A 13,746-nucleotide genomic window follows, 5' to 3' on the forward strand; every position below is an offset into this window, starting at 1 on the left:
CAATAAAAAAGCCGGAAATACGCAAAATTTTGCCATGAATACTTGGAAAGTTAATTTTATCTAGATTTTGTTCCCAATAATCAAGATATTCTGTTAGGCTCATGATCGATTTTAAAAATGGTATTAATAATATTATCCATATTTACAACAAGCTCATTAATTGGTGTAATTAATTTAAAATCACCTGGATACATTTGGGGATCAATTTCTACTTTAAACTGATCTTCATTTAACACATGCTTTTGCCACAATTCAAAATCTTGTGGAGACACTATAACCGTGCATCTATTTTCTTCACTTATTTTCCCTAAATTTTTTTTAATGATTTGGGCTATTAGTTTAGGATCTTGTTGAAACTCCTTGTCTATTATTTTTTTCACTGTTTTTTTTACAAGTAGTGCTATTTTCTCAACCAAGGTATTGTCTACTTCTTGAATCTTTTTATTCAGTTGCTGGTTTAATTCTGTAAATAAATCTATCAAATGATTCAAATTATGTCTTAATAATTCGGCCTCCTGGTTAGAAACTAAGGAGGATTGTTCGGATGAATCAGGGATATCAGTATTTTTCTTTAATTCTTCTTCAATAAGTATATTCTCTTTTCTATTCTCGTCAGTAATTTCAGGAAAATTCCAAATCTCATAATCTTCGTGTATTACATGGTTATCGAGATGTTCTTTCATTATTTACCCTTAAACAAATCCAGCATCTCTACGAGCAGTAGGGATAACAATTTTATTTGCCGCAGCTAATTGTTTTGCTTGACGGACAATATTTTTTTGAGCCAGGATTACTTCTTTTAATCTCACAGGACCCATTGAATCGAGATCTTCCTGTATTAATTCAGCCGATTTAGAAGACATGTTTTTAAAAAAAGCTTGTTTAACGCTATCATCAGCCCCCTTTAAAGAAAGGGTTAATTGATTATTATCAACTTCATTAAGTAAGGTTTGTAAACTTCTACTATCAAGTTGTGCTAACCTTTCAAAAGGAAATATCTTTTCTTGTATTTTCTCAGTAATTTCTTTATCTTCTTTACCAAGATAGGAAATAATCTCTTTTTCAGTATCCATATCTAAAAATGAAATAATATTCGCTGCCTTGTTTATAACATCATTATTGAGTACTTTAAATTTTTCAGTTCGCGTGAAAAATTGCTCTAAATAATTCGACAAGATTTTCATCCCTGACTCAGATAAAGGCCCTAAATTAGTCATTCTTCTGATCACTTCCTTGCTTGTTGCCTTGGGCAAATTATTAAGAATTTGTGCGGCCTTATGATTTTCAAGACACAAAAGAACGACTGTTATAATTTGAGGATGTTCATCGCGCAATGCATCTTCTATCAAGTGTATGGGTTGCCACTTTAAAAGCTCAATTCCTTTTTGTTCCTCAGTAAGACTGCTGCTTTCCATCAAAGAACTTGCTTTATGGCTGCCCACAGCATTCACTAGACTATTTTTTATATAATTTCCTGAATCGGCATTAAGACCAGACATTTTATGCGTTTCCCTGAAAAATTCATTTAATGCTTGAATTACTTCATGTTCAGACAAATCACCCATACTATTCATAATGTCTATAATAGTTTCAACATCCTTCTGCCCTAAAACTTTTAAAACTTCAGATGCACAAGATTCCCCCATTCCCAATAAAATAATTGCTGCATCTTTTGAGGAGGTCATTTTAATTTGCTATCCATTTCTTAATTATATTCGCTACCTTATTTGGGTCTTTTAGGACCAAGTCTTTTAATAACTTAATCTGCTCTTCTTTCAAGTGCATCATTTCAGGAGTAATTTGATGCTCTCCAGTTATGCCCAAAGCCAATGATGGAACCATTTTAGCCTCTTTCGGTTTAAAACTCGCAATAAATTTTTTGTATATGAGGAGAAGAAATAAAAATCCTAAAATAACGCCCAGTATCTGCTTTGACCACTCTAAGAATAGGGGCTTTTCCCAAAATGGTATTTGTGTTGGAGTTTCTATCTTTTCGGACTTGAAAACACTATTGACCACTGTAACTTGGTCACCTCTTTTTGAATTAAAGCCAATTGTTGATTTCACAAGTTCAGTTAGCTTATCTAATTTATCTTGGGATAACGGCTTAGGAACCATTTTATTTGTCTTCTTATCAAGCACCATATCTTCATCAACAATCACAGCTACTGAGATGGTTTTTATTTTAGGAGTACTAGATTTTTTATATTGCATTGACTTTGACACTTCATAGTTTTTAATGCTCTGACTGCGACTTTGTCCAGTTTGAGGGCTGTTTTGATTATTCTGTTCTTTATTTGTAGGAGCTTGATTTGATAGAGCACCAGGCACTCCGCTTGCGTTTGCAGAGGAAGTATTTTCGCTCAATGTTTGCTCGCTGCGTACCGTTGTTTGATTTGGATCAAACGCTTCTTTAGCTTCTTCTTGCTGAGTAAAATCCAAATCAATATTCACACTTATAGACGCTTTATTTATCCCAACCATAGGTGAAATAAGTGATTTGATTCGCCTTTCATAGTACATCTGTAAACTATTTTGATAATCTAATTCTTCTTGATTGAGATAGCTATCTTGATTGAGGATAGAAGACAAATAATGGCCGTATTGATTCGTTATAACTACAGATCTTGGCTCTAATCCAGGCACACTCGCCGCAATAAGTTGAATTATTGACTTAATTATTTCTTTATCATGTTCATAACCAGGAGTAAAATTAACCATTACCGAAGCAGACGGCTTTGTGTTTTCGTCAGAAAAAATATTTCTTTGCGGAATAGCAAGATGAACCTTAGCAGCATTTACACCTTGTATCTTAGAAATAGTCCTGGCCAAATCGGCCTCTAATGCATGTACATAGCGGGCATTTTCCAAAAATTGACTGCTACCAAACTGGTTCGAATCATTAAGATAGGCAAGACTAAAGACATTGTCCTTAGAAACCCCTGCAATGGATAAGTTTAATTTAGCTTTTTCCAAATCATTAACTGGGACTGAAACCGTATGATTATACTCATTAACTTTGTATAAAATTCCACCTTTATCTAATTCTTGCATTATTGCTGATAAATTATCACCATCAACATAATAAGGCAAAGGAGCATAAATTGGAGATTGAACCCAATGATATAGACTTATTCCTAAAACAACACTTAAGGTTACCCCGACAAGAAAAAAGATTCGTTTGGTAACATCAAATTGAAACAAATCTCTAAGTACCTCTAAAACTTTAGTAATACTTTGATCCATAGCTGTCGCTCAAATCATATAGGCATACTCATGATCTCTTTATAAGCATCAATCAGTTTGTTCCTTACAACTAAAAGACCTTCAAAAGCCACTTTAGAATGGATTGCAGAAATTAACACTTGCGGTAAAGAAACTTTTATATCTCCTTTTAGATAAGACTCTTTTAAAGACTCAGCAGCATTTTGTGTTTGATTGATTGTAGACAATGCAGATTTTGCAGCCCCCATTATCTCACCAAAGCCCGATTGTGTCTTTTTAATATTGAGATTATCTAATTGGGGCTTTTCTGATATGGATCTAATTTTTGTCAACGTATCCATGATTTGCGCTTTTGAAATCGCAGGAACAGTCATGATGTATATCCTATATAAAAAATTCCTTTCTTTAACTTAGTATCCTATAGCTTTAGGCAAACTGCAACAGCAAAGTCACATTCATCATAGGGTAATGATTACATTATGCGAATATGATATTTGCCATTAGCAGATATAATTTGTCCTCTCAAGATTGGCTTATCGTTAGCATAAATAATCAAAGGTTCAGTTACTTTTTGGGCAAGTTGAATAATAGAATTTTGCCCTAAACCCATTAATTCACTAATTTTCATTTTTGCGCTACCGAGCTCAACTCGTAAAGAAATAATGATATCATCCAGAGGATGGTCTCTCCCTGCTTCATTTATACTCGAATTAACCTGATCTGGCTTCTCTGATTGTTCAAACATTTTATTATTCCCTATTTCTCAATCAACTATCGTTTTAACTGCCTTGTAAGAATTTAATTGTCCAAGTTGTGCATTAAACACCTTTTTATTGTCTACACATAATTCAACTAATGAAGGATCACTAACTTCAATTAAATCACCTGATTTTAAATTCATCACCTTATTTAAGGGTAATTTAATTTCAGGTAACATGGCTATTACATTGACGGTGCTTTCAATTACTTCCTTTTTTAAGGAAGAATTAAACTCGTCTTGTAAACAATCATCTGCGGTCTCATTTTTGATGGTGTGATTATAAAACGCCATCTCCTCCAATATTTTTTGCGGTAAAATCAGTTTAAAAAAACAATTGACTTTGTTTGCATTCATTTGAAACAGGATTTGATAGTTTTTTTCCTCTATATGGCGAAAATTCAAGTTTTTTAAGTATAGTGTAGATTTTAATAGTTGTGGTTGAAAATCGATTTGCTCTGAAAAAATTTTACCCAAAGAAACTAAACACAAATTTCCAATTTGATCAATAACCTTAAGTGAACAATTTCCAAAGGACAATAATTCTTTATTACTTTCATTCCCTACGTATCCATATAAGTAATCAATAAATAAACTAGCCGATTGGAAATCAAAAAGGAGCAGTCCTTGTTCTTCTCTATTTTGAAGAGCAAAAACAGTGTAAATAAAATCCTTATAGTTTTTAATTGTATCCTTATCCTCAAGATATTTGATTGCTTTATATTCAAAATCGATTTTTTTTCCTAAATATTGTGAAAGTTCTGTGCCAAAGTTCGCAGAAAAGGCTTGAGCTAAGTTCACAATATCTTTATTTTCTTCTACCAACCAACTATTTTCAAAAGATTCAATATGTTGTAACTCTTCAGAATTATCAGTTTTTTGTTCGGTTAGATCCCTCATTTTATCCCTCAAGCAATCGTTTTACAGCCTCATCAGTTAACAAGATGATCTCAATTCTTCTATTTTTTGGATTTTCTCCAGATTTTTTATCTAAAAGAACAGAATCAGAAGCACCTTGTATTCGAATAATTTTCTCTTCGGACACCCCATATTTGATCAATACTCTTCTCGTAGCATTTGCCCTATCTGCCGACAACTCCCAGTTACTGTAATTTAAACTATTAGCATAGGGTCTTGTATCAGTATGCCCAATAATAGTGACCTTGTATCCACTTTCATTAATTTCCTGCGATAACCAATTAAGAATGTGGCTAGCATGCGATTCAAAATCAACTTTTCCAAGAGAAAACATAGGCTTATTTTCTAAATCTTGTAGGCGGATTTTTAATCCATCTTTAACTATGGTAAAGTCAACTTGATCTTTGTATTTAGCAACATTTGAGTTTTCTTTTAATTTTCTTTCTAATTTTTCTTTTAATTTTTTTAATTCTTCTTCTTGAGTCACTTGATTTGTATTTTTAACTATTTTTTTTAGGTCCTCGTTGGCGATAACCTTAAGAGGCTCCTTATCCATACCTCGAGAATGCGCATCAATTTGAACTTTTTCCTCATTAATTAATTGTAATTTATATTTTTTAGTATTTTCATCAGGAACTTTTTTTTGTTTTACATCATTTTTTTTATTGTCAACAAAAACATTTTTTAAGGGTTTACTAAAATAATTAGAGATTCCCATTAATTGAAATTTATTTAGCATCGACAATAACCACATGAGAAGAAAAAAAGCCATCATAGCAGTCACAAAATCTGCATAAGCTATTTTCCAAGATCCCCCATGATGTGCATTATGCTTTTTTCTTACCTTTTTTATGATGATAATTTGGGGCTCTTTCGATGAATTACTCATTCAACTGCTCCTGAGCCTGCATGATTAATTTTTTTTAATAACTCTTCCAATTCTTTACCATTTGGCCTTTCTTTGCCGTAAATAATTTTTCTACCAAATTCCAAAGCCATACTTGGAGAAAACTGATTCATCATTGCTACCAATACCACACGAATACAATTTAATGATTTAACTGCTGCATCAGTACGATGTCCCATTAAGTACGCCAAAGGCGCAATAAAACCATAACCGATTAAGACTCCTAAAAAAGTACCTACTAAAGCTTTAGCAATTAAGGCCCCTAATTGCTCGGGTGGTATCCCTAAAGATTCCATGGTATGGACCACCCCCATCACTGCAGCAACAATTCCAAAAGCAGGTAAACTATCAGCTACTTTATTAATTGCATTAACACATTGTTCCTTTTCCTCTTGAAATGTTTCAATGTCCTGTTCCATCAAGTTCTCTAACTGATGGTTGTTTACTCGACCTGTAATAATCAATCGCATGTGATCAGTAAAAAACTCCATCACTTCCTTATCTTTAAGTACCAAGGGATATTTTTTGGTAATCGCACTTTCATTAATGTTTTCAATATCTCCTTCAACAGAAAGTACGCCTTGTTTTTTTACTTTATCTGCTATTTCAAATAAAAAGGACAAAAGTTGTACATAATATTTCTTCGAATACCCAAATTTCAAAATCACAGAAAAAACACTTTTAATGGTCTGTATAACAATTTTAAGATTATTACTGACCACAAAAGAACCCAATGCTGCTCCCCCAATCATTAATAACTCGATTGGCTGAAATAACGCAAATAAATGACCTCCAGCAAGAGCAAAACCACCAAAAACTGAAAATAGGATAATTAAATAACCCAAAATTACTAGCATAATCCCTCTCTTGTTTGTAATCCATTAATAAATTACATTAGTTGAGTATCGTTATTACTATAAACGAAAGGAATTGATTAATGGTATATCTTATTAAAAAATTTATATTTTTTTTCCTAGTATTTTTTTACTGCAATCTACTATTCGCAGAATCATTTAGTTCTTTTCAAGACTTTCAAAGATATATAGATAATATTATCTTAGCATCAATTCCAACTGAGGCAGGGGAAAAAATTGAGATTACAATTTTACAACTTAATGAGCAAAATATCCTCCCTTATTGTAAGTCAGATTTTGATGTTTCATTAGCCCACCCAGGATTATCATCACCAACAAACACAGTTCTTTTATCCTGTAAAGGAGAAAATCCATCCATCTTATATGTCCCAGTGCAAATCAAACTAATGACCGATATGATAAGTGCTGCTCGTCGAATTATGCCCGGAGAAGTTATAACTGAAAAAGATATCGTTATAAAAAAATTTGATAAATATCAAGTTTATGATGAATATTTTCAGGACATTTCTAAAGTGAATGGCTTAGTTGCAGCTCGACTAATTCCTCCAGGAAGTATCATTCTTAAAAAAAGCATTGCAAAGTCATTATTTATAAAAAAAAATCAGCCTGTTACTCTCATTTTCAAAGAGGGTCCAATAGAGGTCAGTATGTCTGGAGTAGCACAAATGGATGGGTATCTTAATGATACCATTAAAATTGTTAATCCTTCTTCTAAAAAAATTGTTGATGGAACAATCATTGGGCCTGGGAAAGTAGAAATCCATTAAGTCAACTCAAACTAATTCTCAAAAAACTGTATTGCTTCATGTATGCTACCTGAGGTATCCCTAAGTATTCTTTTTTTTTTGAAAAAATACACTATATTTGTCAGTATTAGGCAATGACTAGTATCTCAATCAAGCATCACATATAACATAGAGAAGTTAAGCTCTATGCAAGGAGCAGGTTTTTCATGAATTGGTTGTGATGTTTAAAATAAATAACGCAATAATTGTGGGCAATCAAACAGCAGGAAGCACCTACTAATGTGAAGGAAAACATTATGGATAATGAGACCTCTAGGGACAAAGAAATAGACAAACAACTAAAGTCTATTACTAGTTCAAAATTTTCACGTAATTCTCTTTCCAGTAAAAACACTGATCTGCGTCTAGAAGAATATAATATAAAAATCAGTTCTCTTATTCCTAAACTTTCAAAAGAAAACCCAATTTTAGCGGATATCAAACAAACCAATAATGGAGAGGCTACAAAAATAAATTTTTGCCTTTTTCAATACGCTCATGTTACTGCATTGGCCGATGTCTTACCTATTTTAGAAAATTTGGGCTTGCGAGCTATCAGTGAACATACTTTTGAGTTAACTGGTGAAAATAATGAGAGCATTTGGATTTGCGAATATAGAATAGATGACTCAGTAGAATCTAGTACCAATATTCCAGCATCCAGTGAACTAATATGCCGTTCATTTGTAGAAATATTGAGTGGGAAATATGAAAATGATGGATTTAATCATTTAATATCTGTAATTGGTTGTGATTGTGATGAAATCACTGTTTTTAGAGCCTATGCTAAATACATGAAGCAAATAGGAGTAGCATTTAGCCAACAATACATTGAGTCTATTTTAAAAAAATATTCAAACATTTCCAAATTATTTCTCAAATATTTCATTTTAAATAACCAACCAAAAAGAAATTCTGATAATGAGTTAACAGATTTGATCGGTTTAATCGATCGCGAATTAAGTGCTATCCAAAATATTGATGAAGAAAAAGTCTTAAGGATATTTAATAATTTAATCGAATCAACTACAAGAACTAATTTCTTCCAACGAGATAGCCTAGGAAAAAGAAAACCTTACTTATCTTTAAAATTCAACTCAAATGCAGTACTAGAAATGTCGGATCCAAAACCATTGAATGAAATATTTGTTTACTCTAAAAAATTTGAAGGTATTTATTTAAAATCATCCAAAATTTCCAGTGGCGGGATCATGCTATCCTATCATGAAAATTATCGTTCAGAAATTCTCAATGCCATGAACGATCAGATCTTACGCAATGCCATTATTGCTACAACAGGAGCCAAGGGAGGATTTATTCTCCATACGGAGGAGAATAATAATCATTCATCTAAACAACTCGAAGCTGAAGCTAACGGAGCTTATCAAGAATTTATAGCTGGTCTCCTCGATCTAACGGATAATATCACTCAAGAAACAATTGTCCACCCAGAAAATGTTGTTTGCCATGATGACCCAGACCCCTACTTGGCAATTACTTCAGATAGAAGAAATGAGCTTTTTCCCAATTTAGCCAATAGAATTTCCAAATCATACCATTATTGGTTAGGTGATGCATTTGCATCAGGTGGTTCACAACGATATAACCATAAAAAATTAGGAATAACTGCTAAAGGGGCCTGGGAATCCATTAAACGCCATTTTAGAGATCTGAGCATCAACTTAATGGCTTATTCACCAACAGTCGTAGGCATTGGAGACATGAGTGGCGATGTTTTTGGCAATAGCATGATTTATTCAAAAACTATTAGGCTTCTTGCAGCATTTAATGATCAGTTTATTTTTATAGACCCATCACCAAATCCTGAAATATCCTACGAAGAACGTGTTCGTCTTTTTGCATTACCAAATTCATCCTGGTCAAACTATAATAAGAAGCTCATTTCACGTGGTGGAGGAGTGTTTTCGCGAGATCAAACGACGGTTTTTATTACTAATGAAATGAAACAAGTTTTCGAGATTACAGAAACCCAATTATCTCCCAATGAATTAATCAAAAGAATACTAAGATGTTCTGTTGATTTAATTTTTAACGGTGGTATTGGTACCTACATTAAAGCGACACATGAAAACAACGATGATGTTAAGGATAGAGCAAATGATTTATGCCGAATTGATGCCAATGAATTAAAGTGTAAAGTAATTGTTGAGGGGGGATATTCCGGTTTAACCCAATGTGCTCGCATTGAATATGCGCTTTCTGGAGGACTTATAAATACCGATTTCATTGATAATGGCGCAGATATCAATTATTCCAATCATGAAGTTAATTTGAAGATTGCTTTAGCTAATAAATTACAAAAAAATGAATTGTCTAAACAGCAACGAAATGAACTTTTAGAAACAGTATCCGATGAATTGGTAAAAATGGTACTTTTAGAAAGCTATTATCAAACATTGGTTATTAGTTTTTCAGCTAGTCACGCTATTGAATATGTTGATTTATATCATGCACTCCTAAAAAATTTAGATGCTAAATTTAATCTATCAAGATCGAAACAATGTCTTCCAAATAGCAAAGTATTATCAGAACGAAAAGTGACAGGAAAAAGCCTTACTCGACCTGAATTAGCTATTTTACTCTCTTATTTAAAAATTCATGCCAGAAATGAAATTTTAAATTCTGATCTAAGTCATGATCCTTATATAAAAGAGGTTATAACAACCGCCTTCCCTAAATCTCTTCATGATATTTGCAGAACTGACATAATGCATCATTTATTAGCGAAGGAAATAATTGCTAGTCAGCTTAGTAATATGGTGATTAACCGTATGGGAATTACTTTTCTATATCGACTGAATATGGAAACAGGCGAATCTATACCGATGATCATTAAATCATTTGTCATTTCCATGAAGGTTTTTGGCTTGCGGAAACTCCATGATGAAATTGAGGCCTTTGATGATTCTATTTCATCCGAAGTACAATATGATTTGTTACATCGAATTAGACGCTTGGTGAATATGTCTTGTCGGTGGTTCCTCAACTCCAATAGGATGGACAATGATACTGAAAATTTAATTACCCACTATAAAAGTTGCATTGAAGAATTGACTCCAATAATTCCTACACTGATTGTTGGACAAACTAAAAAGCAACTTGAACTCAATTATGAACGATTTATTTCGATAGGATTATCCCAAGAAAGCGCCAAGAAACTTTCCATTCTCAGAGTGTTATATACTGCACTTAATATTACTGAAGTAGCCACATCTTATTCCTTTAATCTTGAGAAAACCGCAAAAGTTTATTTTGCAATAGGCGGTAAGTTCAAGCTTGTTTGGTTTCGAGACATTATCGCGAATGACAATAGAGAAGGTTATAAAAATAGTATGGCAAGAATCACCCTTAGGGATGAAATTGATCTATTACAAAGACGCTTAACTATACTAATGCTGCAGTCACGAATTGCTTACAACAATGAAAACGAACTGGTGCAAAAATGGATCGAAATCAATAAAAACATCTTCTTGCGTTGGGATGAAGTGATTGATGTTTCACAAGAGACAAGTGGTTCAGATTATACTATGCTATTTGTCGCACTTAGAGAACTATCCAATATGCTTGATAAGAAGTTTCCTTCTGAAAAATTCCAACAACTTGCCTTCTATGATCCATTGACAAACCTGGGCAATCGAAATGTCCTTTATTTTGAATTTGAGAACCTTGTAAAAACTAGAAACAATAGATCAACTTTTGCATTAACCTATTTTGATGTTGATAATTTTAAAAAAATTAATGACCAATATGGGCATGAAGTTGGCGATATCGTATTAAAAACGGTGACTGAACGGGTAAAACAATGCATCCGAATGGAAGACCTTTTTGTGAGAGTTGGTGGAGATGAATTTATTATTATCCTTCTTCATGCCTCCTCTGAAAATAAAATTCTTACCGTCCTAAACCGTATTAAAGATCAATTTCTCTCACCCATCCAAGTAGCAGAAATTGATATTGCCATTTCTTTAAGCATTGGCGTCGCTCTTTATCCAAATGATGGGTTAGAATTAAATCAACTCATTAAAAATGCCGATCAAGCGATGTATCAGTCCAAACTAAATGGAAAAAATAAATATACTTTCACAGAAAACTTTATGGAATCAATCAGCTCTTACAAAGGAAGGACATGAAACGTTCTAGAGTCTCTCTTGGTCCCCAAAGCCATTTAACTGCCAAATTTAGGATAAATCGACTCTTTGACTTTTCGGATGGCTTGTTGTTGTATTGTTCTAGAATTTAGAATAATTAACCTAAATAAATGCGCAACAAATTTAGGATCCATGGAATATTTCTTAGATAGAGATTCATAAAGCTCAAAATTCTTTTTTTCTTGCTCGACATCAATAATTTGCTTCCCTAGTTGTCTTTTTAACGTGCCAATTTTTTTACATAAATCCTGACGAAGAGCTATGTACCTAATGATATCATGATCTATGTTTTGAATTTGTTCTCTCAATTGTTCGATTGTTGACATATCCCACTCAATGCTAAGTATCACTCCAATGACGAATTAAATAGCCATGCTCCAACTGATTCAGCTCTTGAATATCAGCAGCAATCCGAACAACATAACCACTACCTGGGGCGCGTTTGATTGAATGCCCCTCAGTACTTTCAATAGCTTCCAGTGTAAAAATGTGATTACTGTTTGGAAGCATAATTTCAAGGGTATCGTCAATAGAAAATTGATTTTTTACTAATACTTCAAGCAGTTGTTTACTACTGTCATAATTAAGTAATTCACCTACTACCTGCTGTTTAATACCCGTTTCATTGCGGTCTTTATAACTTTGATATTCTTCAGGAACATGGCGACGATAAAATCCCTCTGTGTAGCCTCTGAGCGATAGTCCCTCCAGAGTATCCATGAGGCTCCAATCAAAGGGCTTGCCACCAACAGCATCATCAATAGCCTTTCGATACAATTGGGTCACACGAGCCACATAAAAATCTGATTTAGTACGTCCTTCTATTTTTAAACAATCAATACCCATTTGTGCAAGCGTTTCAACATGTTGAATTGCTCTTAAGTCCTTTGAGTTAAATAGATAAGTCCCATGTTCGTCTTCTTCGATAAGATTCATTTCTCCTGCACGCTGAGGAGATTGCTCAAATAGAAAAGTATTAGATTCTACCTGTGCATTACCCCATTCATCTTCTTTGCCTTCTTTAATATTGTATTTCCATCGACATGAATTGGTACATGCCCCTTGGTTCGGGTCACGGTGATTAAAATAGCCAGATAAGAGGCAACGTCCAGAGTGAGCCATACATAATGCGCCATGCACAAATACTTCTAATTCAATATCCGGGCAATTTTCTCTAATTGCTTGGATTTCTTTTAAAGACAACTCTCGAGATAAAATAACTCGTTCAAGACCAATAGATTGCCAAAATTTTACTGCCGCGGAATTCATTACATTAGATTGAACTGATAAATGAATCGGTTGATCGGGCCATTTCTCTCTAACCATCATAATGAGGCCAGGGTCTGTCATGATTAAAGCGTCTGGGCCAGCTTCAATCACTGGAGCAAGATCATCAAGATAAGTATGTATTTTATTATTGGGGGCAATGATATTACTTGCGACAAAGAATAGTTTGCCTTGTGCATGAGCTTCACTAATGCCTAAAATCAATTTTTCATGGGAAAATTCGTTATTTCTAGCTCGAAGACTATAGCGAGGTTGTCCAGCGTAGACTGCATCTGCCCCATAGGCAAACGCTCGTCGCATACGCTTTAAAGAGCCCGCAGGAGATAATAATTCTGGAGATTTCATGTTAATCGTTTTACTCGTACAAAAATAAATCAATGAACTGACTTGCTTGGTAAGTGGCCAAGAAACGTCTTAAGAGGATAGTTCATCTTGTTCGAGTTTCTGGCCAGAAAAAAACTACAGAGATTACATTGCCATCATATTCATGTCCATTTTTTCGTATAAATTATACATAATCCACATAGTGCCTATTACCAATACCAACACCACAACCAAAGTAAAGAGGAAACTTAATAAATTCCAACTTGTTTTTGAATTCGTATTGAGATGGAGAAAAAACACAACTTGCACAAAAAGCTGTATTATCGCAAGAGCCCCTACTACCATGTATAGGATTTTTGGAGGCAGGCCAGAAGAGGCAACCAAATAAAATGAGAGAAGCGTCAAAAGAAGTGAGGCAACAAATCCAACAGTATAAGATTGATATGTGCCATAAGACGCACCTGTATCAGCATCTAAAATAAGCTCATGTTTTGACATT

13 protein-coding genes are annotated in these 13,746 nt (G+C 33.7%); 2 read left to right on the forward strand and 11 right to left on the reverse strand.

The window, feature by feature from the left end; all coding sequences use genetic code 11:
* Nucleotides 1-80: 80 nt before the first annotated feature.
* The 8 genes from OK13_RS04500 to motA form a co-directional block, all read right to left on the reverse strand.
* Entirely contained in the window at nucleotides 81-683 is a 603-nt protein-coding gene (locus OK13_RS04500) for a FliH/SctL family protein (RefSeq protein WP_035888100.1), read from the reverse strand.
* A 9-nt stretch (nucleotides 684-692) separates the two neighbouring features.
* Nucleotides 693-1,685: a flagellar motor switch protein FliG gene (locus OK13_RS04505; protein ID WP_035888103.1), complete on the reverse strand. Its 993-nt coding sequence runs from the start codon at nucleotides 1,683-1,685 to the stop codon at nucleotides 693-695.
* Between the two features lies 1 nt (nucleotide 1,686).
* Nucleotides 1,687-3,246, reverse strand: coding sequence for a flagellar basal-body MS-ring/collar protein FliF (gene fliF / locus OK13_RS04510; protein WP_035888105.1), 1,560 nt, complete (start codon nucleotides 3,244-3,246; stop codon nucleotides 1,687-1,689).
* A 14-nt stretch (nucleotides 3,247-3,260) separates the two neighbouring features.
* On the reverse strand, nucleotides 3,261-3,599 hold the full coding sequence (gene fliE, locus OK13_RS04515) for a flagellar hook-basal body complex protein FliE (RefSeq protein WP_035888108.1): 339 nt from the start codon (nucleotides 3,597-3,599) through the stop codon (nucleotides 3,261-3,263).
* Nucleotides 3,600-3,697: 98 nt separating this feature from the next.
* Nucleotides 3,698-3,970 carry a FliM/FliN family flagellar motor switch protein gene (locus OK13_RS04520; RefSeq protein WP_052117563.1) on the reverse strand — a complete coding sequence of 91 codons (273 nt, stop codon included), beginning with the start codon at nucleotides 3,968-3,970 and terminating at the stop codon, nucleotides 3,698-3,700.
* An 18-nt stretch (nucleotides 3,971-3,988) separates the two neighbouring features.
* Complete coding sequence (locus OK13_RS04525) at nucleotides 3,989-4,894, reverse strand: FliM/FliN family flagellar motor switch protein (protein WP_152571572.1); 906 nt, start codon at nucleotides 4,892-4,894, stop codon at nucleotides 3,989-3,991.
* On the reverse strand, nucleotides 4,884-5,789 hold the full coding sequence (gene motB / locus OK13_RS04530) for a flagellar motor protein MotB (protein ID WP_035888112.1): 906 nt from the start codon (nucleotides 5,787-5,789) through the stop codon (nucleotides 4,884-4,886). The genes OK13_RS04525 and motB overlap by 11 nt, the downstream gene beginning before the upstream one ends.
* The gene (gene motA, locus OK13_RS04535; RefSeq protein ID WP_035888114.1) at nucleotides 5,786-6,664 is read right to left on the reverse strand and encodes a flagellar motor stator protein MotA; all 879 of its coding nucleotides are present in this window, start codon (nucleotides 6,662-6,664) and stop codon (nucleotides 5,786-5,788) included. Before motA ends, motB begins: the two co-directional genes overlap by 4 nt.
* 80 nt (nucleotides 6,665-6,744) lie before the next feature.
* Between motA and flgA the strand changes: the two genes are divergently transcribed.
* Together flgA and OK13_RS04545 are read left to right on the forward strand one after the other, a co-directional pair.
* On the forward strand, nucleotides 6,745-7,449 hold the full coding sequence (flgA, locus tag OK13_RS04540; RefSeq protein ID WP_035888116.1) for a flagellar basal body P-ring formation chaperone FlgA: 705 nt from the start codon (nucleotides 6,745-6,747) through the stop codon (nucleotides 7,447-7,449).
* 275 nt (nucleotides 7,450-7,724) lie between these two features.
* Nucleotides 7,725-11,618: an NAD-glutamate dehydrogenase domain-containing protein gene (locus tag OK13_RS04545; RefSeq protein ID WP_052117564.1), complete on the forward strand. Its 3,894-nt coding sequence runs from the start codon at nucleotides 7,725-7,727 to the stop codon at nucleotides 11,616-11,618.
* 35 nt (nucleotides 11,619-11,653) lie between these two features.
* On the opposite strand, the gene OK13_RS04550 is transcribed toward OK13_RS04545, so the two are convergent.
* The 3 genes from OK13_RS04550 to cyoD form a co-directional block, all read right to left on the reverse strand.
* A complete protein-coding gene (locus OK13_RS04550) occupies nucleotides 11,654-11,962 on the reverse strand; it encodes a chorismate mutase (RefSeq protein WP_052117565.1) in 309 nt (102 codons plus the stop codon).
* Between the two features lie 13 nt (nucleotides 11,963-11,975).
* Entirely contained in the window at nucleotides 11,976-13,268 is a 1,293-nt protein-coding gene (trhP, locus tag OK13_RS04555) for a prephenate-dependent tRNA uridine(34) hydroxylase TrhP (RefSeq protein ID WP_035888117.1), read from the reverse strand.
* A 123-nt stretch (nucleotides 13,269-13,391) separates the two neighbouring features.
* A complete protein-coding gene (gene cyoD / locus OK13_RS04560; RefSeq protein WP_035888119.1) occupies nucleotides 13,392-13,745 on the reverse strand; it encodes a cytochrome o ubiquinol oxidase subunit IV in 354 nt (117 codons plus the stop codon).
* Between the last annotated feature and the right edge of the window lies 1 nt (nucleotide 13,746).

The organism is Legionella norrlandica (assembly GCF_000770585.1).
GTDB lineage: Bacteria > Pseudomonadota > Gammaproteobacteria > Legionellales > Legionellaceae > Legionella > Legionella norrlandica.